This is a genomic window from Psychrosphaera haliotis (assembly GCF_039523615.1).
In the GTDB taxonomy this organism is placed as follows: Bacteria; Pseudomonadota; Gammaproteobacteria; order Enterobacterales; family Alteromonadaceae; genus Psychrosphaera; species Psychrosphaera haliotis.
In genome coordinates, this window is sequence record NZ_BAAAFQ010000005.1 from 225,053 (window position 1) to 249,959 (window position 24,907).

Below are 24,907 nucleotides of genomic sequence, written 5' to 3' on the forward strand. Positions count from 1 at the left end.
TAGTCGCGGCCTCAAACTTATTAAAAGACATTCATAAATACATATTTATATACACATTGGTATACACTTGTATATTAATGTGTATAATCTGAGCTTCAATTTAAGAATACTGTGTATTTAAGGTGTATTTTGTGAAACAAACAGTAACTAAAATGTTTAAAAGCGTGTGCTTGCCACAAGCCCTCGATTTTTGGTTTAAACAGTTGAATATCAATTATCAAACCAATACTCCAACGGTTAAAGTCGTAGGTAAAACCATTCTTAATGATGTTGTAAAACTAGTTTTGAAACCAAGCAAAGCGTTTGGAGAGTTTGTAGCTGGGCAGCATATAAGGCTAAAAGTTGAAATAGACGGTATTGGCGAGGAACGTTGCTATTCAATTGCAAACCTACCTAATAGCAAAGGTTTAGTAGAGTTATTTATTAAAACACAGGGTAAAGTTAGTAATGCTATCAAGCAAACTCTTAAAGTAGGTACCGTTTTAGATGTTTCTAGACCCTTTGGTCAAAACCATAAAGAAAAATTTGATGCTTATATTGCCGGTGGTATTGGTATTACCGCAATGTGGCCTCTGTTCAAGGCTAGAAATAGTGATACTGCTACGTTACTTTACCTAACAAGAAATGGCGAAGAAGAATCATCAGCACCATTATTAAATGAAATATTAACATCTAAGTTTTATAAAAATGGTCAAGTTAAGATCCACGATGGACGAACATTCTTATCTACGCTTAACAATGTAAAACAGTTTTTTACAGATAAAAACAATGCAATTTCATGTGGTTCGGATCGCTTTAACAAAGCCATGTCTGCACATATTAGTGACTTAGAAACTAATGTTGATTTGACCTTAGAAAGCTTTAAAACAACGAAAACCGCATTAGTAAGCACTGAAATTAAAACGGATATCAACGTAAAGCTAATTAACTCTGATCAAGTCATTGTTGTGGATAATAAAACAACATTGTTAGACAGTTTGTTAAATGCCGGAATTAAAGCTAAACACGGCTGTAAACAAGGTATTTGCCATGAATGTACGTGTCGCGTTTCGGCGGCATCATTGTTAAACGACGTAAATAAAACGATTCAACTTTGTACTACGTTCCCAAGCCAGGATTTGGAGCTAGAGCTATGAATTTTGAATTATTAGAAAAAGAAATTAATCAGGTTAAAGAAGAAACAATGGCGAAAGTAGGAGCAGAAGACGCTCGTTATATTCGTCGTATTGAAAAAGTAGTCAGGTACAGTGGCGCAGCTGGACGAGTTTGCTTAATGCTTTCGTGGTTTCCTCCATTTTGGATTATCGGTACGGTATTATTGTCGATAAGTAAAATAATGGAGAATATGGAATTAGGTCATAACGTGATCCACGGCCAATACAACTTTATGAATGATGAGCGTTTTAATGGCTCTACATATGAGTGGGATATTGCTGGTACATCTGATAACTGGAGAAAGACGCACAACTATAGCCACCACACCTATACTAATGTTAAGGGCATGGACCATGACATTGGTTATTCGATTTTACGAATATTCAAGGAACAAAAGTGGAATCCGGTGTATTTATTTCAACCTATTTACGCTGTTATTTTTGCTGTTCTTTTCCAATGGGGCGTTGCATTACAAAACCTTAGATTAGGACGATTGTTCATTAAAAAGGTACCTCTAAAAGAGTTTATTAATGAAGATAAACAAGCTTATACAAAAATGGGTAAGCAATTGTTTAAAGATTATATCTTCTTCCCAATTATAGCTGGACCTATGTTTATTCCTGTAATTCTTGGTAATTTCACAGCTAATATTGTACGAAGCTTGTGGACTTATTTAATTATTTTTTGTGGCCACTTCACTAAAGATGTACATATTTTTGATAGGTCAGTTATAAAGAATGAATCAAAAGGGCATTGGTATTATCGCCAAATCATGGGCTCGTCGAATATTAAGGGCGGTAAAGTATTTCATATATTAAGTGGAAACTTGAGTCATCAAATAGAGCACCATTTATTCCCAACGATGCCATCTTATCGATATGGCGAAGTTGCCCCTAAAATAAAAGAAATTTGTAAACGACACGGAATTCAATATAACAACGGTAATATCTTTAAACAGTTTGGCCAGGTTGTTGGTCGGATTGTCAGATATAGTCTTCCGTAAGATAGTTAAATATACCTAAGAGAAAGCCACAGTTTGTGGCTTTTTATTTTTAACACCAAGTTTTAACACTAAATTTCAATACTATATTTTTGGACACCTTATCGCCTATAAATGGATAAATTCCTATTCATTTCCTATAGTTTAGTCTCAATGGTTTTGTGAGGCTCAACGCTTGAAAAAAATCCGAATACACTTCCAACGCTATGTACTATTTACTATTTTCTCGTTTGTAGCTTCGCTTAATAGTGCTTACGCAAAAGAAATATCACTTGCTTATAGCTTGGAAAACTATGACTTCACATTAATTTTTGATGAGTTTACTGCCCAAACGGGTATTAAAATCAAAGTTGCGTCATTTAAAAACAATGACCTTAAATCTGAACTCATCCAACGAGCAAATATTAAAGCGTTACCCGACGCCGTTATTGTGCCATCGGACTTTACTGGTTTAGGCTCTATCAATGTCAGCACTATTTCTAAGGATTTAATGAACGCAGACATTCGCAAGGCTGCTATTAACTCAACACTTGTTGACAATAAAAGTAGAGGTATTCCCATTGTTTACGGCAACCATTTATTGTTGTATTACAATAAAAATATCATTGCTAATGCGGGCGTCACTTGGGCGGAAATACTACAGCAAGGTGGAAGTATTAATGAAGACCAAAACCTAATAGCGTGGAGTTATTTGGAGATGTATTGGTTCATACCATTTCTGGGTACCTTCGGCGAGTTTCCTTTTGTTGATAATCAGGTTTTGTTGAATACGAAAGGTATGGTTCAAGCGTTAAAATGGTACAAAAACCTGAGCATTAGTAACATTGTTGACCTTGAGTGTGATTATAACTGTTCTCAGAGTCAGTTTATGGCAGGTACCTTAGCTTATACAGTCAATGGTTCTTGGGCTTATGGTCAATACAAGAAAAGCCTTGGCGACTCTCTTGGGTTAGCTCTATTACCTAGGCTAGGTGATAAAGAAATGAAACCGTATTTTTCATCACATGTTCTAGCATTTCCTGGTAACGGATTATATGGCCCTAAACAAAAAGAGCTAAGATTGTTAGCCACGTTTTTTCAATCCGAAAAAGTGCAAGAAATGATATGGGAAACGCTCAATAGTATTCCTACCAATAGTAAAACCTTGGCCAAAATCATGTTGAAGGGCAATGCCGATTTTGATGTGTTAATGACCCAGCTAGAACAATCTGAGCCCATGCCGAATGAAAAAAATATGGCGATAGTTTGGGAGGCAATGCTAAAAGGAACTAACCGTTACTTAGCGGACGTATTAGATGCAGAAGCCGCGGCTCGTTATATGCAGTATGTAGCGGAAAAGTCTATTGGGAATGGTTCTATTAGGAATGATAATGACTGATAAAATCAAAAGCCAAAATAAAAAAAGCGTGCTTAAAGAAATTCAATTTAAGCTTTCATTCGCTATTTTAATTTTGATTTCGGTATGTGTACTTATTTTTGGTTTAGAGTCTTATAAACAAAGTATTTCTTTAGCCAAAGAAGACGTAAAACGCCATAGTAGTTCTGTTGCTTTAGACTTGCAAAATGAACTCGCTAAACAAATATATGGCTTAAGCTCTTTAGCCGATAACAAGGTTTTAGCTGAGCTGCCGACTAACCTTTTATATACGCAATATGCCTTTAGAGAATTAAAACGAATCGTAAATGTGAACCCTCTAGTTGATGCCGCATTTATTAGTGACGGCTCAGAGTTTGTAGTTGAAGGCTTTCCGTTAGAGGCGTTGAAGTTTGATAGAAGTACACTGTTACCTTATACAAAATCACTAATGCAAAGGAACAACGCTGACTTTCAATTAGAGCTATTTTACACGCCAGAAATTCTAAATGTGGAGAGTGCTATCACTAAGGGCAGTTTGTTTCTTTCGATTGCGCTTAGAAAGTCAAATGAGTCATTGATAGACCCGTACCAAACAACCGCTATCTTATATTTACTTCTTAATCCTACTTACCTATTAATTAACGATAAAAATACAAACTACAGCAACACTAAGGTTGTCGTAAATGGTGTTAACTGGTTTACAAAAAGCAACACTCACTTTGACAGTGACCTAACTTATACCTATCCAACATTCACTACTGAAAAAGACGGAGTGAACCTTGATATTCAGGTGGTCCATGACAAAAATTACTATACAACGTCCGTATTCAACTCCATAGCATCGTCACTTTTCATTATTATCTTAACCTTTGTTTTATTGATCTTTTATATGATTAAGTTTTCAAAAAGACTAAAAAAGCCATTAAAAAACTTAGAAAAGGTGGCGAACTCTATTCAGAGCGGTCGATATATTGTTTGCGATATTGAGTCGGAGTTTTTAGAGTTTGATAGTGTCTTTAAAGCAATGGACCATATGTCGACAACCGTAAATCAGCAGTTTTTGGATTTACAAAAGCAAAAATTAAAAGCAGAAGTTTCAGAACAAGCTAAAGGAAACTTCTTAGCAAACATGAGTCATGAAATACGAACCCCAATGAATGGAATATTAGGTACGCTACAAATTTTACAACGACAGTCTTTACCTTACGAATCTGAAGAATTAGTTGAAAAAGGCATACTGTCTTCAAAAATGCTACTGACTATAGTTAACGATATATTGGATTTTTCAAAGATTGAAGCGGGTCGATTAGCAATAGAAGTTATACCAATTAATGTTAGTAAGCTTGTGGAATCAACAATCGCCGAGTTACAACCAGAAGCTGAATCTAAAGGTATATCTATAGAGTTAACGTTGGACAGTAGCTATCGAGAAGGGTGGCTTGGTGATCCTGTTAGGATTAAACAAATAGCGTTAAACCTGCTCTCAAATGCAATTAAATTTACCGATAAAGGCGGTGTTTTTATAGATTTAAAAGTTGAGGATGAGCAACTGTTTTTAAAATGCCGAGATACAGGTATTGGTATGTCTAAAACAATCATAGGCGGTTTATTTTCTCGATTTGAACAAGCTGACAAAAGTACAACGAGAAAGTACGGAGGTACAGGTTTGGGAATGGCTATTACAAGCCAGCTGGTTTCGCTGATGGGCGGACAAATTACTGTGGACAGTGAATTGACTAAAGGCACGACATTTAAACTACTGTTACCTTTGAAGCAAACTGACATTGAAAAGCTAACGGTTGAACGGAAAACTAAAATTGGAACTCCTAGGTTAAAAGGGAAGACTATTTTGTTAGCAGAAGATAATAAAATTAATCAAACAGTGTTCTTAGCGATGATGAAGCCTACACTTGCCAATATCGTTGTTGCTTTTGATGGTAAGGAAGCTGTGGAGAAGTTTAATGAGGTTCAACCTGACATTGTATTTATGGACATTCAAATGCCAATTATGGATGGCATTGAAGCGTGTATAGAGATAAAGAAAATAGACAACCGCGTGCCGATTGTCGCGTTAACTGCCAATGTGATGACTGAGGACGTTGCAAAATATATGGCTACAGGCTTTGTTGCTCATATTGGTAAACCGGTAGAGATCAATAAACTCTACCGGGAGTTGGATCACTATTTAATTGAAACACTCAATTAAATAGTGGGGTGAGAAGGTGTAACGTCACTCGAGCTTACAAATAGCTTGTTCACCATTACGTAGATAAGGACAAAGTAGAGACTTTGGATAACCAATGCATAATCCCTAAGTTCAGCCCCAGCTAAAAGCAATGCTATAACTAAATAGTAAATAGCTATGATCCAAATAGTGACGTTAATCTTAATTGCTCTGGCTTGGAAAATTCTCTTTTTATCTTCGCCATTCACCTGTGACAAATTTTTGCCTTTAATGATAAGTGAAATAACCACCAGGTTAACTGTATCGAGAAAAATCACTCCAAGATAGTTTACATAACCTGCAAATCCATCAAATGGCTGTTGTTGAAAGTATTGATTTACTGAAACAAATAATATGTGACCTAAAACAAGAAGGGCAATGGAAAACTTAGGGATAAACTCTTGCCAACGTCTAATTACTAATGACGCAGTACGCTTTTTTGAAGCGTGATCTTTGAGAAGCTTAAAGTAACGCTTATTTACAAAGATTAAGAAAAATAACGGCAATAGAGACATCACGAATAACACCATAATACCGGATTGATTATCCCAATTAAAAAGCTCTTGTTTATTGGTAAATGACGAATAAAGAAAATAAAAACTCGCAACAGCAATGCTAATGGACATCAATAAATAAAATCGCAATGCGTAGTCAATAACTTTAGAAGAGGAGGTGTAAAGTGCTGGATGGTCTTCTTCAGTATAGAAGGATAAATATTTGGTAAATTGGCTCTTTATTTTTAATGGAACAAATACTGTCGTCACGGAAATTTGCAGTGCAACGGCAATGTAAAACCATATTACAGCTGGGTCGGATAGGTTCATCATTATTTCCCTTTTATCTGTTGAGACATTACTTTATTAAAAGCGATACGAATTTCAGAATCAGTCGCTCCACTGGTTTTAAGTGTTGTTAGTAAAGATGTTAACTGCTCATCAAGCCAAACCTCTAAGTCAAACTGACTATTAGAATAAGCATTAGGGTGGACAAACGTTCCCCTGTACCCTTTTTTTTCGATAACATTATCTCGCTCTAGCAAGTCGTAAGCTTTCGCTACCGTCTTGGCATTAATATCTAGGTCGTTCGCTAATTGCCTAATTGAAGGCAACGCATCTCCTGGACCTATGCTTTTATCTAAAATTGCTTTTTTAATTTGGGCAACTAATTGACTAAACATAGGTTCTCGGCTGTCCATATCAATTGTAATCATGTAAACACCTTGAGTTATATGTACCACTACTACAAGTGGTACATAAGTGGTAGGCAAAGATTACTACCTGTTTATTTAATGATCAAGCTTCGCTAGAGAGTTTTTATCTAGTTTATTTAGTGATGTTCGCTAAATGATTGAAAAGGTGTATCATTTTATTTTTTATTTAAATAGCTAAACGTTTAATGGCATTAGTGTTTTCGCGATGGATTAGCTGCACATGTTTGTAACGAGTGTGATTTGAGGGCGCTATTAGGGGATTAGTGGTCGCAAGTTCATATTGACTAAACTTGCGACTACTCGTTTAAAAAGGAGCTGGGAATTGCTGAAAGATTGAATCAATTTTCACTAATGCTTCGTCAGGAAGTTCTACGTTAAAAGCGTCAATATTTTCATCTAATTGTTGCAACGTTGTTGCGCCAATAATTGTGGAGGTAACACCGTCTATTTGTTTACACCAAGCAAGTGCCAGTTGACTAGGTGTTAAATTAAACTGCTGAGCAATTAATTTATATTCGGCAATAGCAAGTTGACTGTTCGGGGTGTCCCTAAAAAGGCCATTACGTTGTGTTAACGTCCATCGACTTCCCTCAGGCCTCATATTATTTAAATACTTGCCGGATAATGCTCCGCCAGCAAGAGGCGACCAAGGTAAATAAGCAATATCCTCATGAATACAGTTTTCAATTAAATAGGGCCAATCTTTGGCATGTAACAAACTAAACTCATTTTGAATGGACACCATTTTAGGTAGAGCGTACTTTTCACTTAGTTTTATATACTGGTTGATTCCCCAAGTAGTATCGTCAGATAGCCCGCAGTGTATTATTTTACCGGCTTTAACACAGTCATTGAGTGCTTGTAATATGGTTAGCATATTACTAACTTGTTTATCTTTATCAACGTCAGAAAACTTAACGGCATTAGGGCGGTGTTTAGAAAAGTGCGGTGACGTTCTATTTGGCCAATGAAGTTGGTATAAGTCGATGTAATCTGTTTGCAATCTCTTCAGTGAAGCATCTACCGACTTAATAATAGCGTCACCATCAATATCTGCAGATTCGCGGATCCAAGGTAAACCATTTCCCGCTATTTTTGTTGCTAATACAATGTCATTGCGCTTCTTTTTATTGGCACTTAAGTAGTTGCCGATGATTTGCTCTGTATCACCGTACTTTTCGCCAGTAGGCGGCACAGGGTATAACTCTGCCGTATCAATGAAGTTAACGCCTCTAGATATGGCTTGTTCAATTTGTTGATTTGCATCGGACTGGTTGTTTTGAACTCCCCATGTCATTGAGCCTAAACAAACTTCAGACACTTTTATGTCGCTGCTACCCAATTTATTATATTTCATTGTTGATCCTGACTATAAAAATGTTGCTATGCTTTCTAGTGGCTTTTTAACGGTAGCATGATGCGGAATCGTAGCGTCTTCAGCTGGATAACCAACAACAAGTAGCATAAATGGCCTCTCATTGTCTGGACGCTGACATATTTTAGTGAGGAATTGCATTGGTTTTGGGGTATGAGTGAGAGTTGCTAGACCACTATGGTGCAAGGCATTAATTAAGAAACCTGTCGCGAGACCAACGGATTCATGCACATAGTAATTTGTGTTCTGATCACCGGGATTAATACCGCCTTTTTTTTGCGAAAAGACAGCGATTAACCAAGGGGCATGTTCTAAAAATGGCTTGTTAGCATCAGTACCTAAAGGTTTTAATGCTTCTAACCATTCGTCACCAGCTCTGCCTTCATAAAAGCCTTGTTCATGTATTTCTGCTTGTTCTCTTACTTGCCTTTTAATGTCAGCGTTATTAAGTGCAACAAAGTGCCAAGGCTGATGGTTTGCGCCACTTGGTGCGGTACCTGCCGCTTTAATACAGTTCTCTATGATTTCTTTTGGTACCGCTTTATCACTGAACTTTCTAATACTATGACGTCGTTTTATCTCTTCTAAATACTCTTCTGATCTTGCCAGCATTTGTTGTTCTGTAAAGGTAATAAAGTCAGTGAGTGGGTAATGCGCTTCTTCGCTCATAAGGGCTCCAAGCCAATAAAATATAAGCTTATTTAACTTTTATTTAGAGGCTTGTGCAAGCTTTTAATTAGCCCTGTAATTACTTAAGGAGCTACAATTTTTAGTCGGATGTCATGAGCAATATCTACAAAACCATCAGTCGCGATTACAGAGAGCATAACCGTAGAGCCACCGGTGCCTGCTGCCGTTGCAATATGTATCCTGTTATTGGAAACAAATTGTTCAATTTGTGTAACGGAAACGCCAACCCCTATTTGTGTATTAACTGTAATGCCATCCACTACAGTTGTACTTACCGGATTTGCACCTGATACGTTGCCAATGTTGATTTCCTTGATTGAAGCAACATCACCATCTGTCGGTGTGTCTTCATCGGTTATTTGTATATCAAATTGGTCGGTATAGTCCTCTAGCACTTGAGCTGAGTCTACTGAGTCGCCAAATATGGGGGCATTGTTTTGTAATAAAGCGGTGACAAGTAAGGTTTCTTCGGCATATGTCTGGCCATCAAATACGCGAAGCTTTAAAGGTTGATTGACCATGCTGATGCCTTTGTATGCTGCTTTTAATTGCAGAGAGTTTACATCGAGTCCTGCAATTTCAAGAGTATTTGGAATAGCGTTTCCATTATTAGCTAGCAACTCTACCGTGAAGTCTGCAGCATCATTATCTACATCACTAATATTCAGATTAATCCGAGTTATGTAATCGTTCGTCAGTTCAATGCTGTTAGAAACCAGGCCTAAGGTAGGAGGATCATTTACAGGCATGACATTAAACTGAATCGTTTCGCTCACGCTCAGATTACTTGTGCTATCGTCGGTGGCAATGACTTCAATTGCATAGTTGGTAATAGAAGTGACATTATCTGGCACCACAATTTGCAAATAATTATCATAAACGGTGACATTTAGGCTTAAAAAGTTTGATGTTCCACCATCTTGAACGCTTACAATTACGTTATCGCCATTCTGATCGTCAGTTATAAAATTAATGATGAGAGTTTCTTCCTCGTCAACCTCGGGAATGAAGGCATTAATGGTTAGTTCAGGAGGAGAGGGCGCAACAGGAACAATTACGGTAATGGTTTCTGATACCGTTATGAAGCCATCTGACGCTGTGGTAACTAAGGTCATCGTTTGTTGGAAAGTTGCACTAGCATCCAGAGTCAGAATTAATATACCTGTGTTTTGGTCGTAACTTTCCGTTAATAAACTATTGTTTGTATAGCGAGTGATTTCCAACTCTGTTCCGTCGGGGTCAAAATAATTAACCAACAGTGATTCTGACTGGCCAGGTGCAATTTCAATTGTAGATTGACTTAGGGTGATTTGTGGAGCTGAGTTATCTATCCTAATGATCAATGGCAGCTCTAATTCCGAAACCGCACCAAACTCATCTACTGCACGAATGATGAAACTGTCAGTAAACTGTTCGTCTAGATCAAAGGCTTCTATTGTTAATAAACCTCCGGAATACTCTGCTGTCATTTTGCTAGAGTCATAAATAAATTGAGGCTCTAAACTACCTTCATCAACATCTTCAACCGACACTGCAACTTGCACTTGGCCGGTTTCAACAATATCTAGTGCTGTTGCATCTGCGGTAATGGCCGGCGGCGTATTTTTGTAGATAGTAAGTGAAACGGTTTCAACTCTTTCACTGCCAAATACGTCAGTAACAACAATATCAAACTCAGTATTTAAATCATCTTGTTGGGCAAGTAGGGCTGCAGTAATAGTGACTTGGTCGCCACTAATCTCTGATGTTAAAATGCTCTCATCCACCACAACAGCGATTGAGTATGGGTGGTCTTCAAAGTCTTCAATGACCACATCAAAAGACATTGTTTTACTTTCTAGCAATGGCGACAATAATGGTACTTCAATTAGAGGCGCCAAGTTTGGGTTGCCACCTAAAAAGCTGGTGAAATTATCTTTTATATATAAATGAAAAGTTAATTTAGATTCATAACCTGCATCATTGGCCGAAATTGTAACTTGTTCATACTGCAGTTCTGATACGTCATCTGAAAATACTGAAAAATAAGGTGGATTATTGGTGATAGTGAAGTCGTCAGTGGTGCTTGAGAATGTTAAGTCAACAAACTCCTTGTTGTTATCTGTTAAAACATAGGCAAATTGCGCAATTTTATCCGACTCTAATCCCGTCAGCTTTTTAATTAAGCTCAATGTTACATTTTCTTCAATTGACAGCACGGGGGCATCATTTTCATCAGCAGGCGTGTTACTTTGAGTCAACAGAATATCAATTTGATCAGTCAAATGGCCGTCACTCACTTCAAGAGTAACGGTTTCTGAATCACTCTCAAGGTTTTGATTCAGCGAGACAGTAAGTTCATACCCATACAGAGCTTTATTTACATGAGTAGTTACTGCCGAAGGAGCCGATATCACTCGATAAGAAATTCTATCGGAGTCAGGGTCGTAAATATCGAAGTTGATTGTACTTGACTGGTAAAGGTTTAATTCTATAACTGGTTCAATGAGCGCGATTACAGGTGGCTCTAACGTTTCTAAGTCTCTATTCTTATTATAATAAATGATCTGAATTGGCTGCTCATTAACAACTCCATCGATTTCACTTACCGCTAATAGCTCTCCATATGTATCTTCCTCTGCTGGATCGGCAGATATGAGGTATTGGCTATTATCTTGTGAGAGTTGGCCATTTAAATTTGCGGCGTTTAAATAGAAGTTCTCTAAGACGTCACCATTTAACTCGTAGTTTCTGTTGATATTAATAGTTACTACTTCATCTTCAAAAAGGGTGATGTAATCCGTCGGCCAAGTTATTTTGTAGTCAGTTGTGTCCTCTTCGCCATCATCTTCGTTGCTGCCGTCATTATCGTCTTCAGAAGAGTCAGTAGCGGTAATTTGATATGAAACTGCAATGGATTCCGAAATACTATTGCTTGAAAAAACGATTTCAAATTGCCCAGAGCCGACTTCATCACTGGCAGAAAATAGAATAGTTTGGGCGTCTTCATCAATCGTAACTTCACCTAAATCTGGCTGAGTGTTGATAGAGGCAACAACTGCAATACCATCCGAATTCGTTACAACATAAGTAAGTTCAATTTCTTGTCCAGCAGCAAGTGATATTGATGCAGGACTCACTTGCACGGCAAAGGTGTCGTTAGATATCTCGCCATCAGTTGACGTGCTATCACTTGAACCGCAACCGCTAATAATAAGCAGTAAAAAGATGCAAATTATTGAATAAACTAGACTGTACTTATTTCGAACCGAATACAACATGTTAACTACGCCCTCAATTAAAAGAGCATAATAAATGCTCCTTATAGGTTATCGGTCATATTTCTAATTTTATTATAGTAATTTAATCGAAAAGCAGACAATAATTCCTGAATGTCAGAGTCATCGACACTGTTCGCTTTTAATGCGAGTTCTGAAAGCTCTAAACTGGCTTCGACATTTTCTGACACTACATCATTAGCACCATGTTGTAGTAGCTCTAAACAGTTATCACTGTTGTGGGCTCGCGCTATGATATTTAGGTCTGGAAAACGATGTCTTAAAGACTCAACCAACTCTAAAGCCGCATGGGTATCGTTTAAGGTAACTATAGCCAATTTAGCGTGATGTATGCCGGCGGAGTTGAGTAAATGAGATTGCGTGACATCACCATAAAACACTGGGTAATTGTCTTGATATTTTTTTACTATTTCACTAGAGCGGTCAAACGCGACATAACTGACGCCAGCCGTTTCAAGGATTGCTCCTATACTGCGACCAACGCGGCCAAAGCCAGCTAACACTACTGCGCATTCTGGAATCTCAGCTTCTGAAGGGCTTAGCTCTTGTTGTTGGTTATTAAATTTATTGGCAATAATAGCCAGTAGTGGTGTAATTAACATGCTGACTAAAACCACCAGCATAGCAATATTAAACTGATAAGCAGTCAACAAGTCAGCCGCAAATGCTAATGAAAATAAGACCAGTGCAAATTCACCACTTTGACCGAGTAGAAAACCAACGGCCGCTGATTTTTGCCAACTATGTCCAAATGACTTTGCTAATAGTGTAAGAACCGATGTTTTAATTGCCACGGTTAAAAGCATCAATGAAATAACAAGCACCGGAGACTCTAGTAAAACCGGTATATTTAAAGACATCCCCATAGAAATGAAAAATGCACCTAACAATAAACCTCGAAAGGGTTGTACTTCAGCTTTAATTTGATGACGATAAGCAGAATCAGAAATAAGCAGACCCGCTAAAAATGCGCCCATTGCCATTGAAAGCCCAGCAATCTCAGTTAAATAAGCGGTACCTAACACTATAAGTACGGCCGTAGCAGTAAATACTTCGGCATTAGCTGACTTAGCAACTCGATATAAAAGAGGGTTTAACAGGTACTTGCCCACCATGATGACGGCAACAATAATACCAACGGACTGAAGCACTGCATAGCCTATGCTGTGGCTTACACCAGTAGATTCAGACAATAATGGGATTAGAGCTAGTAGCGGAACCACTGCTAGATCTTGCATTAGTAATACTGCTACGGAAGAGCGACCAAATTCAGTGTTGAGTGACTTTTGTTGAGTCAGTATTTGTAGCACAAAAGCTGTAGAAGATAGCGATAGAGCACAGCCAATTATTATCGCCGCTGGCCAATCTAAACCTAGTAAGAAGCGGCTTATTAGAATGATAATTAAGCTTGTTAGTAACACTTGCAGTGAGCCCAAGCCAAATACAAGACGCTTAATTTTCCATAAAAACGAGGGTTTCATTTCCATGCCAATAACAAATAGCAACAAAACCACACCAAATTCTGAAATGTGGGCAATATGTGCAACGTCTGATATTAAACCTAAAACGGAAGGACCAATTAGTATACCGGCCAATAAAAAGCCAGGTACGGCACCAAGGCCTATGGCCTGACATAGCGGCACCATAAATACGGCCGCGAGGAGAAGGTAAATCATTTCTAAAATTAAAGGGTTATGCACTTAAACAGCTCCATTAAAGCATTTGTTTAAGTGTAACCCTTAACTATTCATCAGACAAAAATATAGATAAAAAATTTCTGATCTATATCAATGCAAATACAAACTTAACGTTTAACTTATAAACTTTAGCTTACAGCCTAACCGTTACTGTTAGTATTTCGATTTGCAGGCTTTCGAGCCGGCTTGTTGCCAGGACGACTATTAGGCTTACCGCTTGGTTTAGCACCAGAACGTGAACCAGGCTTACCATTTGGCTTTGCGCCTGAACGGTTATGTGAGTTACCTTTTGCACCGCTGTTTCTGTTGTCGTTATTACCTGAGCTGTTGCTTCGACGTTGCGGCTTTTTATCTTGCGCATCATCGTCGCGTAATGACTTGTTCTTTTTCGGCTTTTTCTTTTTAGGAGCTCGAATCTCTTTGGCCGGCGGTAAGGTCATTTGAGGAACAAAGTCTTCATCGATAGAGCGTTCAATGTGCTTTTGGATAAGTTGTTCAATGTCCGTTAAGCTCTTGAACTCATCAGCAGAAACCAATGAAACCGCTTTACCTTCAGCGCCTGCACGACCTGTACGACCAATACGGTGTACATAGTCTTCTGCAACTTGTGGTAGGTCGTAGTTTACAACCTGTGGTAATTGCTCAATGTCTAAGCCACGTGCAGCAATATCAGTTGCCACTAAAACTCGGATAGATTTGTCTTTAAAATTTGCTAGCGCTTTAGTACGTGCTGCTTGGCTCTTATTGCCGTGAATAGCCGCAGCAGTAATACCTTTAGAGTCAAGGTTTTTAGCAAGTCTATTAGCACCATGTTTAGTGCGAGAGAAAACCAGAACTTGTTGCCAGTCATTCTTTTTAATTAACTTAATCAATAGTCGTGCTTTAAAGCTTTGATCTACGCTATACAGAGTTTGTTCAACACTTGTTGTTGTTGAATTAGCAGGAGAAACAGAGATATGAACTGGGTTGTTCATTAGCCCTTGTGCTAAGTCTTTAATGTCATCAGAAAACGTTGCTGAGAACATTAGGTTTTGACGTTTAATTGGTAATAATCGCAAGATCTTTTTGATGTCGTGAATAAAGCCCATATCTAACATACGGTCAGCTTCATCTAGTACAAGCACTTCTAATTGATCAAACTTAACCGCGTTTTGGCTGTATAAGTCCATTAGGCGTCCTGGTGTTGCGATAAGAATATCGACACCTTTACGCAGCGCAATCATTTGAGGATTGATTTTTACGCCACCAAAAACAACGGCAGAGCGAAGCGGTAGGTTCTTACCATAGGTTTCTACACTAGCGGCTACTTGGGCAGCGAGTTCACGCGTTGGTGTTAGAACAAGCGCACGAACTTGATTTGATTTTGCGCGTGGACCTTTGGATAATCGCTCTAATAAAGGGAGTGTAAAGCCTGCTGTCTTGCCGGTACCCGTTTGTGCAGCGGCCATTACATCTTGGCCTTCTAAAACTGCAGGAATTGCTTGGGCTTGAATAGGAGAAGGGCTAGTATAGCCCTGATCATTGATCGCACTCAACAATGCGTCGGAAAGACCTAGGTCGGTAAATTGCATTAACACTCACTTTAAAAAAATTAGGATTTGCTCACGGCAAAAGGCGCTGAAGACTACCTGAAAACCGTGATTTTAGCAATCAAGATGTATAAGAATAAGGCAGTAAAATCATAATGAGTTGGTTTGTTTATATATTAAGGTGCGCTGACGACACCCTTTACACAGGAATTACCACCGACTGTGCTAGGCGGGTAGTTCAGCACAATAGTGGAAAAGGGGCTAAATATACGCGTAATCGAACCCCTGTAACGCTTATTTATAATGAGACGTCAGACTCTCGAAGCAGTGCTTCTGTTCGTGAATATCAAATTAAGCGTCTAACTCGTAAACAAAAATTAGCTTTAATTGCAGAACAAAAAAAGACTTAGCTTAATAAGTCTCGCGCTTCTTTATATACATCCACATAAAGGCCATCAATGTTAAAAGACTGATCAGGGAATTTATTTTTTAATAATAACGTTACTTCTTTCCACTCGGCTTTTTCAACATGTTTCACAAGTTCTAATGCACATCCATATTGACCTTCATAGTGTAACAAGCTGTTTGCCATCTTTTCTTGAAGTTGTAATTTCTCTATTACATCTTCAATGGTGCAATCTAGAATAGTATCCAGCACCGAAAGTAATCCCACTAAAAAGCCGGTAGGTGTTGGTTTTCCTCCTACTAATGTAGGTAAGTTTTGTATAAATAATGCGCGTCGAAGACCAAGTTGAACAACTTCATCGGGTTTGTCGCTGCCTAATTTTGTTACAGCAACAACGGAAATAAACTTTCGCATTGTATCTTCACCTAAATATACTACAGCTTTATTAATACTGGATATATTTAGATTTCTGAAAGCAAGGGAAACGTTGGCAAGCTTTATTACACGGGCGGTGAGACTTATATCACGACTCAGTATTTTTGACACCTTGTCAAAGTCCAATAACCCTTGAGTTAAGCAACTCACCAACTCCATTGCTACTGTTTTTGATGGGTCAATATTATTGAATTTCATAACGACAGGTTTTGCAAAATAATAGCCCTGCAGGTAATCAACGCCGCATTCAAACGCAAAGTCTGCTTGCATCTTAGTTTCTATTCGTTCAGCAACTAGCTTTACGTTTGGGAAGGTTGTTCTAATTTGTTTAACCGTAGGTGCAATTAATGCGTTATCTTCTGGTATGTCAAATTTAACATAGCTAACATAAGGTGCTAAATCAGCCCATTTTTCATCAAAATCATAGTCATCAAGAGCAAAAACGTAACCTTGTTGGTGTAGGTCTGCAATAGCTTTTAACGTTTCATGATCTATTAAGCTTCTTTCCACAATTTCCACGATCAAATTTTCACGAGGAATTAAATTAGGTAATTGCTTTAAAACACTTTTGTCACATAGGTTTACAAAGGCTTTACGTTGCTCGGTAACATTGTTAATGCCGTGGAACAACGCGGTTTCATAAAACATTCTGGCGGAGGCTTGTTCATCCGTTAAACCCGGAGGAAAGGCATTCTCTTCAGAGTCTCGGTATAACAACTCATAACCTATTACTTCAGAGGCTTTATCAAGAATAGGTTGTTTGGCCAAAAACTGAATGCTCAAAATGTTACCTTATATTGTGTTTTTATTATTCATTGTATTCTGGCATTAATATTACAATTTGTGAATTCGCAATTCCAAAATAGGTACGTAGCACTAAAGTAGCATTGCAGATATGCTGCTTATCAAGTGAACTCAGTGCATCATTATTATGAAGGAATAAACATGAAATTTAGGAATATAGCTTATCTAGCCATGGCTTGTGTTTGCTTGGCTGTGCCAGCTTTAGCAACTGAGGTGTCTATTGAACACAACCCTGGCGAACTGTCAGCGTCAATAACAGGTCAGTTAAATGCACCAAAAGGTATTGTTGTTTTGTTGCACGGTTGTGGCCAAGATTCTAAGAGCTTTGCTAAGAATAGCGGGTTCTTAGAAGAATCAAAAAAGCGTTCTGTGGCTATTTTGAATATTGAGCAAAATAAAAACAATAACGTACAAGCTTGTTTTAACTGGTTTTCCGAACAGGACAACAAAGCCGGTAGTGGTGAGCTAGCGTCAATTGAACACTTTATTACTAAGACACAAAATAAGTACCCTGAAGTCCCCACTTATTTAGTAGGCCTATCGGCTGGTGGTGCTATGGCGAGTGCCGTATTGTTGCAAAAACCTGATTTATTTGACGGCGCAGCAATAGTTGCGGGCATCCCTTATCCCTGTGCGAATAACCTTATCCAAGCAATTGCATGTATGAAAAGCGGCTCTTCGATGTCGGTATCTGAGCTCGCCAAACCATTTACTAAAAAGTCGAATGAGCAGTGGCCGTCGTTACTAATCTTTACTGGCGATAATGACGTTATTGTGAACGCAAAAAATTCACAACAAATGGCGGAGCAATACGCGGCCATTATCGGCGCAAGCCCAATTGGAGCTCAGAAAAGCACACCGATCCCCGGCATAACTCAAACAACTTGGCGTGCCGGTAAAAACAAAAACGCCATTTCATTGTACTCCTATTCGCAGTTAGGCCACGGCATTCCAGTAACGCTTGAAGAAAGCGAACCGTCATTACCAGCGTTTTACTTACCAACTAAACGAGGTGTTGCATCCATTGTTATGGATACATGGTTCTAGAAAGAGAGGGAATAACGGACTTCGTATACTACTAAGGTACAAATTAAATTTCCTTTTAAGTGCGTTATTGTGATTGAGTCAAATTATAAAAATAAGAATTACAGGGTAACCATATGAAAACTAAAGCAATGAATATTACAGTTATTGCGCTTGCTGTGGCATCGGCATTATCAGCAGCGCCATCTTTTGCAGAAGAGCAAGAAAGCAAAGCTAAGAAAAAAGGTCTCGAAGTTATTCAAGTGACGGCACGTAAAACCGTAGAGAACCTGCAGGAAGTACCGGTTTCAGTTACGTCTGTTAGTGAGCAAGACTTAGTCGAGAGCGGCATCACCGTAATGACTGAAATTCAACAGTTCTCGCCAAATACGACTCTTCAAGCAAGTCGCGGTACTAACTCAACATTAACGGCGTTTATTCGCGGTGTTGGCCAACAAGATCCTCTTTGGGGATATGAGCCAGGAGTTGGTATTTATGTTGATGATGTTTATATCGCTCGTCCTCAGGGCGCGGTTTTAGACTTGATGGATGTTGAACGCATAGAAGTTCTTCGTGGTCCTCAAGGCACGCTTTATGGCAAAAACACCATTGGCGGCGCGGTTAAATATGTTTCTAAGCCAATGAGTGGTGATACTGAGTTTAATATTGAGGGCGCATTTGGCTCTTACAGCCAGACCGACCTAAAAGTGACGGGTCAAATCCCTCTTATCGATGACAAATTATATCTAGGTTTTGGTCATGGTATGTTTAAACGTGATGGGTTTGGTGAATTCCTTAAAATTGCAGATAACCTTGGCGAACAAGATACAGAGAATTACAACAAAGACATATCAGCAACTCGTTTAACGCTAGAGTATCGTCCAACGACGGATTTGTTTGTGCGTTTAGGTTGGGATAAGACAAAAGACACATCAAATGCCAAAGGTGGCTACCGCTTGTTGCCTAGTATTGTTACTGATGCACCAGTGCCAGATAGCGTATTTGATTCTTATTCAAGTTTACCTACTGATAACCTAGTTGAAACCGATGGCATTAGCCTTACGGTAGACTGGAATGTAAATGAAGAATTAGCCCTTAAGTTTATTTCTGCTAAACGCGAGAGTTACTCTTCTACAAATATCGACTTTGATAATACCGCAGTAGATATTTTTGATGTTCCGGCTATTTATGATGATGAAAATACCAGCCATGAGTTGCAAGCGACTTATTCAGGCGATGGTTATTCAGTTGTAGGTGGTTTGTATTTATATGACGCTGAGTCATGTGGTGTGTTTGACGCAGTGTTGGGCCATTTAGGCAGAAGTTTGTTCCCTGGTGTTGCAACCGGTTTTGCACGTGAAGTAGCCGGTTGCAATAACTCCGAAAGTCAAGCCGCGTACGTTCAATCAAGCTTTGATGTAACTGAACAACTGTCAATGACCTTAGGTGCACGTTATACCAATGAAGAAAAAGAAGCGTACGTAAATAACGGAGTACAGATATTTAATGTTTACCCAGAGTCAGGTTGGGTTCCAGGTTATCAACGAGATCCTAATTTAGCTTTCCCACAAGTATTGGGTACAGATTCGAACAATGACGGAACATTAGATGCGCCTGCGTCTGATGATTGGTCTCAATTCACACCAAGAGTGGGCGTAGAGTATCAGCTAGATAATAAAACCATGTTGTTTGCTAGTTATTCACAAGGCTTTAAGTCGGGCACATATAACCCAAGAGCGAGCGGTCAAGAAGGCGCGGCAAACCCTGAGATTGTTGATTCAATTGAGTTTGGTATGAAGCGTGATTGGAATGAACAGTTACGAACGAATATTACCTTGTTCAATATTGAGCATAAAGACCGTCAGTATATTACAGTGACACCAGATCCAACGGACTCAACTGTATTAAATCAGAGTCTAGGTAATATTAAAGGCTCGTCAGTGAAGGGTTTAGAAGCTGAGATAACGTATGCAGCAACAGACTTGTTAACCATTGATTTAGCGGTTGGTCTATTGGATGGTGAAATTGAAGATGATCCAACGGTAGCAACGCCATTATTGGGTCTTTCTAATACACCTGATTATACATTTGCTTTGTCGGCCAATTATCTAATTGAATCAGAAGTAGGCTACTTTGTGGTAAATGGTGGTTATTACTATCGTGACGATTATCGTTTATTTGAAGACAGTGATGCCTTATTCCAAGAAGGTTATGGCTCTTTTAATTTAGGCGTAACGTGGGAAAGTGAAGAAGGTAATTGGTACGGTGGTATTTATGGTAAAAACCTTACCGATGAAGAGTTCATGATTGGCGGTTACAATTTTGCTGCGCAAGACGACGACGGAAATTGGATACCTGGGCTTGGTGGAGATACTACACTAGCGAGTTACTATGGTGATCCTAGAACTATCCATGTAAAAGTGGGCTACCGCTTCTAATAAATGCCTTAATGAACCTACTGGGTTTTATTGATATTTAATCCTAAGTCTGTGATATTGGCAGCGCTAGGAACTAATAAAGCACATTGTTTTGGCAATGTGCTTTTTGCTATTTAAGAAAAGGATATGTGAATGAAAGATGCGACAGTTTTAATTGCTGATGACCATCCGCTTTTTAGAGCTGCATTAAAACAAGCAGTAGGGCACAGTTTTGCTCAACAGTTAATTTTAGAAGCAGAAGATGTTACGCAATTAAAAAATCTTGTTGAGAGTAACCCGCAATTAGAATTGCTGTTCTTGGATTTGCATATGCCTGGCAATGACGGGTTCACAACACTAATGATGCTACAAAATCACTATCCAGATCTTATTGTAGTTATGGTTTCTTCGGATGACGATCCTGAAATGATTTATCAAGCCATTGATTTTGGTGCAGCGGGTTTTATTCCTAAATCAGCAGACTTAAACACCATTCAGCAGGCCATTGATGTTGTTCTTGAGGGCGAAACTTGGTTACCCGCAGATTTACCGCCAAGGGTGAATAAAGACGAACAAACGCCACAGCAAAAATTAGCAAAACAATTGTCTGAGTTAACCCCACAACAATACAAGGTTTTAAGCATGATTGCCGATGGTCAGCTTAATAAACAAATTGCTTACGATCTTGATATAAAAGAAACCACGGTCAAAAAACATGTGTCCGCAATATTATTAAAACTAGGCGTAAACAATAGAACGCTAGCTGGCTTAGCGTTCCAACAACTGACTTTTAAGTAACCTTTTTAATGCATGTGCTTTAACTGGCTTTCGAATGTAGCCAAACTCGTTATCAATGCAAGTTTGGCGTAGCGTATCGGAAGGATCTGCAGAGCAAATAATGGCCAGTCCCTGCCATCCAATTCTTGATTTAACCTCGTTAATTGTATCTGTGCCTGTTTCTCCGTTATCTAAATGGTAGTCAGCAATAATTACCGAAACTGCACTATCTTTATGCTCACTTATTTTGTTAACAAAGTTATCTTTGTCGCCTGAGGTAATCACATCAAAACCCCAAAGTGTCAGTTGTTGTGAAAGCGCGGTGACAATAAGTGGATCATTATCGATAATAGCTGCCGTTAGCCCATTAAAGGACTGTTTTGCCAACTCAGGTAACTTAACTTCATTTGTTTCAAGCAAGGAGTTTGGCTCGGCGATAGGAAGGGTAATAGAAAAGTTTGCTCCCTGCTGCAACTTAGATTTAACTTCGATAGGCAAGTCTAATATTGCAGAAATTCTTTCGCATATCGCGAGGCCTAAGCCTAATCCTGGTCTTTCCTGATTGATATTTAAACGCTCGAACTCTTTAAATATGGTAAGTAATTTACCTTCAGGAATACCAGGGCCATTATCTACAATCATTATACGTGCACTGTTGGCTACTCGCTTTACGCCAAATACAATTTTCACCTGACGATTTGGAAATTGTTCTGTGATAGCCGGTGCATAACGTATGGCATTCGCTAAAAAGTTTTGTAATATCCGTCGTAACAGTTGTTTGTCTGTAGTGACAGTAATGCTGCTTTTTACAAATTTAAACTCAATACCAGCTTGTTTTGATAAAGCTGAAAACTCGTTATTTAGTGGAATTAAAATATCGTTGAGCTTAAAGGTTTGTAAATCCACTCTTTGTACGCCACTGTCTAGCTTAGATATTTCAACTAAGTCGTTTAATAGACCTTCCGCGGATTGTAATGCACCGTCTATGTTAGTGGCGAGTTCTTCTAAATCAGTATGCTGAGTTTTGTGCTGAAGCATAGAGTTGAACAAAGAAAGGGCATTAAATGGCTGCATTAAATCATGGCTCGCTGCTGCCAAAAATCGCGTTTTACTGGAGTTTGCGGCTTCTGCTTCGGCGATAGCAATTTCAAGCTCTTGGGTTCGTTCTGTAACTCTTTGTTCTAGTGTTTCGTTAGCTTTTTGAAGCGCCTTTTCAGATTCTATATGGCGGGTAATATCACTGAAAGTACTAACAAAACCACCCCCCGGCATCGCCTGGCCTCTGATCTCCAATACAATGCCCGATGGTAAGGTGCGTTGATAATAATGATCGTTACCTTGACGCATGTATTCAAGACGCTTTTCTATTAGCGCCTTAGTATCTTCGCCTAAAATCATGTTTCGTTGAACATTAAACTCAATTAGCTCGCCAATGTGCATTCCAGATTTTAGATAACCATCTGGAAAGGCCAACAAGTCTTTGTAACGGGAATTCCAAGCAACAAGCTTCATGTCAGCATCCACAACACTAATACCTTGTTCAATATTTTCCACACCGGCTTGTAGTAGCTCCCGGTTAAACTCAAAAATTTGGTTGGCTTCATCTACTATGTTAGCTACCTGCTCAAGGGTTTCACCACGAGTGTCGTCAGCTTCACTAACGGCCGACATAACCAGTTTTGTTGAAGCACTACCTAAAACGGAGGCTAAGGTCATTTGCGTAAAATCAACCAGATACGCTGGCGCTTTGCCCTGCAAGTTTGTATTGCTAGGAATAAGTTGTTTTAGACGGTTTACTGCGTCTTCATCTATAAAACGATTTAGCAGATCTATTAAATCTACGTAGGTGATTTGATATTCATGATGGTGTTTGTTTTTGTCTTTAGAGTACCCACGAACAAACTGATTTGCTTGAAGGTTTTCACCTAAACTTCGTTTTGTATAAATAGAATGAAGATACAAGACCGCACTATTGCCCAATAAACTTAAAAACAGGCCATGACTGATGAAGTCAAAAGAAGTGATCCCAAACAAAGCGGTAGGATTAAGCCATTCAATATTGAATAGGCCATTGTTAACCCAATGTGCGTCTGGCCACAAAGTAGGAAGTAGCAGACAATATGTCCATAACGTACTGCCTACAATAAGCCCCCACATCGCGCCTTTAGAGCTGGCGTTTTTCCAATATAAGGCACTTAAAACGGCAGGGGCAGTTTGCGCCAGTAAAACAAAGCTCAATAACCCAATGCTCGCTAATTCACTGCTTTGGTTAAAGATATAATCAAACAAAAGTGATAACACTAAAATTGCAGCAATGCTTAAGCGCCGAACAAATAAAAGAACACCGGATAACTGCTGTGTAGGATTAGAGTACCGGCTGGTGAGAAAGCGAAGTTTAAGTATTATCGGGCTAACAATCTCCGTGGTGATCAAAGTACTTAATACAATAGCGGCAACGATAACCATACTTGTTGCGGCTGCGAGCCCACCAATATAAACAAAAATGCTTATCCAGGCTTGCTGGTGGAAAAGGGGGATGGTTAGCATGAAGGTATCAGCACTAATGCCACCGCCAGGGAAGGTTACGAGTCCAGCTATAGCGATTGGAAGAACAAAGATATTAATAAGAATAAGATAAAGCGGGTACCCCCAACGGGCGGAATTTAACTGCTTTTCGCTGTCGTTTTCAATGACAATCATGTGGTAAAGCTGCGGTGTAACAAAGATGGTTAAAAACCCAATCATTAACTGAGACACCACTAAATAACTGTTGTCTGAAGTTGAAGGCTCAATAACATTTGGTGCTTGACTTAAAATAGACTCAAAACCATCAAACAAACCAAAAGTAACAAAAAGGCCAACACACAAAATAGCGGCGAGCTTTACTATAGAACTAAACGCGATAGCCACCAGTAGGCCTGTATTCTGCTTATTTGCCTCTGCGTGGCGAGCGCCAAATAGAATACTAAAAATAATAAGCACAACGGTCACCATCAAGGTGGTGGTCGAGCCAGATTGGAAACTGCCAGTGACCAAATCAAAGGAATGGCTGACGGCTCTTAATTGCAAGGCGATATAAGGAAGAGTGCCGAGTAAAGCGATGATAGAGACGACGGCAGCAATTTGTGGGGCTTTATCAAAACGACAGGCGATAAAGTCGGCTACAGAAGTTAGGTTGAGTTTTTTACTGACTCTTAGTAGCTTTAATAATATGGGCCAGCCAAGTATAAAACAGGCGATGGTGCCAATATAAATGGGTGCTATCCACTGACCTGTGCTTGCGGCCTGACTTATGGTTCCATAAAACGCCCAACTAGAGCAACTCACACCAAGTGATAGGCTATAAATCCACGATTTATTTTTCCAGCTTTTGTGTTTCTTTTGTGCCCAAAAGGCAATAAAAAAGAGTAAAACCAAATAGCCGATGGATAACGACAAAATTAACCATGTATCTAGAGATAGCCAAACTAACAAGGTGTTCCCTCACAAAATTGTAGTGTACTAAGGTGGTAGTTATTTTTAACTGAGCC

General features: G+C 39.0%; 17 protein-coding genes. 8 read left to right on the forward strand and 9 right to left on the reverse strand.

The features are described 5' to 3' along the window. Positions 1-131: 131 nt before the first annotated feature. From ABD009_RS07935 to ABD009_RS07950, 4 genes are all read left to right on the forward strand, one after another. On the forward strand, positions 132-1,136 hold the full coding sequence (locus ABD009_RS07935) for a flavin reductase family protein (RefSeq protein WP_343824296.1): 1,005 nt from the start codon (positions 132-134) through the stop codon (positions 1,134-1,136). Further along, positions 1,133-2,158 (forward strand): fatty acid desaturase family protein, encoded by a 1,026-nt coding sequence (locus tag ABD009_RS07940; protein ID WP_343824299.1) that lies wholly within the window; start codon positions 1,133-1,135, stop codon positions 2,156-2,158. The genes ABD009_RS07935 and ABD009_RS07940 overlap by 4 nt, the downstream gene beginning before the upstream one ends. 172 nt (positions 2,159-2,330) lie before the next feature. Then, complete coding sequence (locus tag ABD009_RS07945; protein ID WP_343824301.1) at positions 2,331-3,533, forward strand: sugar ABC transporter substrate-binding protein; 1,203 nt, start codon at positions 2,331-2,333, stop codon at positions 3,531-3,533. Continuing rightward, a complete protein-coding gene (locus ABD009_RS07950) occupies positions 3,526-5,718 on the forward strand; it encodes an ATP-binding protein (protein ID WP_343824303.1) in 2,193 nt (730 codons plus the stop codon). The genes ABD009_RS07945 and ABD009_RS07950 overlap by 8 nt, the downstream gene beginning before the upstream one ends. Here the strand turns inward: ABD009_RS07950 and ABD009_RS07955 are convergent. From ABD009_RS07955 to ABD009_RS07985, 7 genes are all read right to left on the reverse strand, one after another. After that, complete coding sequence (locus tag ABD009_RS07955; protein WP_343824305.1) at positions 5,715-6,563, reverse strand: hypothetical protein; 849 nt, start codon at positions 6,561-6,563, stop codon at positions 5,715-5,717. The genes ABD009_RS07950 and ABD009_RS07955 overlap by 4 nt on opposite strands. Then, entirely contained in the window at positions 6,563-6,946 is a 384-nt protein-coding gene (locus ABD009_RS07960) for a GntR family transcriptional regulator (RefSeq protein WP_343824307.1), read from the reverse strand. The genes ABD009_RS07955 and ABD009_RS07960 overlap by 1 nt, the downstream gene beginning before the upstream one ends. 304 nt (positions 6,947-7,250) lie before the next feature. Continuing rightward, positions 7,251-8,303, reverse strand: coding sequence for an aldo/keto reductase (locus tag ABD009_RS07965; protein WP_343824309.1), 1,053 nt, complete (start codon positions 8,301-8,303; stop codon positions 7,251-7,253). A 12-nt stretch (positions 8,304-8,315) separates the two neighbouring features. Further along, on the reverse strand, positions 8,316-8,990 hold the full coding sequence (locus ABD009_RS07970; protein ID WP_343824311.1) for a nitroreductase family protein: 675 nt from the start codon (positions 8,988-8,990) through the stop codon (positions 8,316-8,318). A gap of 83 nt (positions 8,991-9,073) precedes the next feature. After that, a complete protein-coding gene (locus ABD009_RS07975; protein WP_343824313.1) occupies positions 9,074-12,271 on the reverse strand; it encodes a hypothetical protein in 3,198 nt (1,065 codons plus the stop codon). A 41-nt stretch (positions 12,272-12,312) separates the two neighbouring features. Continuing rightward, complete coding sequence (locus ABD009_RS07980) at positions 12,313-13,989, reverse strand: monovalent cation:proton antiporter-2 (CPA2) family protein (RefSeq protein WP_343824315.1); 1,677 nt, start codon at positions 13,987-13,989, stop codon at positions 12,313-12,315. A gap of 137 nt (positions 13,990-14,126) precedes the next feature. Further along, the gene (locus tag ABD009_RS07985) at positions 14,127-15,557 is read right to left on the reverse strand and encodes a DEAD/DEAH box helicase (protein ID WP_343824317.1); all 1,431 of its coding nucleotides are present in this window, start codon (positions 15,555-15,557) and stop codon (positions 14,127-14,129) included. 113 nt (positions 15,558-15,670) lie between these two features. On the opposite strand from ABD009_RS07985, the gene ABD009_RS07990 reads away from it, so the two are divergent. Then, the gene (locus tag ABD009_RS07990; RefSeq protein WP_343824319.1) at positions 15,671-15,925 is read left to right on the forward strand and encodes a GIY-YIG nuclease family protein; all 255 of its coding nucleotides are present in this window, start codon (positions 15,671-15,673) and stop codon (positions 15,923-15,925) included. Here the strand turns inward: ABD009_RS07990 and ABD009_RS07995 are convergent. Next, the gene (locus ABD009_RS07995; RefSeq protein WP_343824321.1) at positions 15,922-17,139 is read right to left on the reverse strand and encodes an EAL and HDOD domain-containing protein; all 1,218 of its coding nucleotides are present in this window, start codon (positions 17,137-17,139) and stop codon (positions 15,922-15,924) included. The genes ABD009_RS07990 and ABD009_RS07995 overlap by 4 nt on opposite strands. Positions 17,140-17,301: 162 nt before the next feature. On the opposite strand from ABD009_RS07995, the gene ABD009_RS08000 reads away from it, so the two are divergent. The 3 genes from ABD009_RS08000 to ABD009_RS08010 all read left to right on the forward strand — a co-directional run bounded on the left by ABD009_RS08000 (position 17,302) and on the right by ABD009_RS08010 (position 21,398). Then, a complete protein-coding gene (locus ABD009_RS08000) occupies positions 17,302-18,207 on the forward strand; it encodes an extracellular catalytic domain type 1 short-chain-length polyhydroxyalkanoate depolymerase (RefSeq protein WP_343824323.1) in 906 nt (301 codons plus the stop codon). Between the two features lie 113 nt (positions 18,208-18,320). Further along, a complete protein-coding gene (locus ABD009_RS08005; RefSeq protein WP_343824325.1) occupies positions 18,321-20,621 on the forward strand; it encodes a TonB-dependent receptor in 2,301 nt (766 codons plus the stop codon). A gap of 132 nt (positions 20,622-20,753) precedes the next feature. Further along, entirely contained in the window at positions 20,754-21,398 is a 645-nt protein-coding gene (locus ABD009_RS08010; protein ID WP_155693679.1) for a response regulator, read from the forward strand. Here ABD009_RS08010 and ABD009_RS08015 read toward each other — a convergent pair. Next, the gene (locus ABD009_RS08015) at positions 21,369-24,851 is read right to left on the reverse strand and encodes a hybrid sensor histidine kinase/response regulator (RefSeq protein ID WP_343824328.1); all 3,483 of its coding nucleotides are present in this window, start codon (positions 24,849-24,851) and stop codon (positions 21,369-21,371) included. The two genes, ABD009_RS08010 and ABD009_RS08015, sit on opposite strands and share 30 nt — an antisense overlap. Positions 24,852-24,907 lie beyond the last annotated feature (56 nt).

Coding starts and splice junctions, on each gene's coding strand:
- ABD009_RS07985 (WP_343824317.1), bottom strand. CDS start 15,557: ATGCAATTTACCGACCTAGGTCTTTCCGACGCATTGTTGAGTGCGATC.
- ABD009_RS07960 (WP_343824307.1), bottom strand. CDS start 6,946: ATGATTACAATTGATATGGACAGCCGAGAACCTATGTTTAGTCAATTA.
- ABD009_RS07940 (WP_343824299.1), top strand. CDS start 1,133: ATGAATTTTGAATTATTAGAAAAAGAAATTAATCAGGTTAAAGAAGAA.
- ABD009_RS07975 (WP_343824313.1), bottom strand. CDS start 12,271: ATGTTGTATTCGGTTCGAAATAAGTACAGTCTAGTTTATTCAATAATT.
- ABD009_RS07955 (WP_343824305.1), bottom strand. CDS start 6,563: ATGATGAACCTATCCGACCCAGCTGTAATATGGTTTTACATTGCCGTT.
- ABD009_RS08000 (WP_343824323.1), top strand. CDS start 17,302: ATGAAATTTAGGAATATAGCTTATCTAGCCATGGCTTGTGTTTGCTTG.
- ABD009_RS07950 (WP_343824303.1), top strand. CDS start 3,526: ATGACTGATAAAATCAAAAGCCAAAATAAAAAAAGCGTGCTTAAAGAA.
- ABD009_RS08005 (WP_343824325.1), top strand. CDS start 18,321: ATGAAAACTAAAGCAATGAATATTACAGTTATTGCGCTTGCTGTGGCA.
- ABD009_RS08010 (WP_155693679.1), top strand. CDS start 20,754: ATGAAAGATGCGACAGTTTTAATTGCTGATGACCATCCGCTTTTTAGA.
- ABD009_RS07965 (WP_343824309.1), bottom strand. CDS start 8,303: ATGAAATATAATAAATTGGGTAGCAGCGACATAAAAGTGTCTGAAGTT.
- ABD009_RS07970 (WP_343824311.1), bottom strand. CDS start 8,990: ATGAGCGAAGAAGCGCATTACCCACTCACTGACTTTATTACCTTTACA.
- ABD009_RS07990 (WP_343824319.1), top strand. CDS start 15,671: ATGAGTTGGTTTGTTTATATATTAAGGTGCGCTGACGACACCCTTTAC.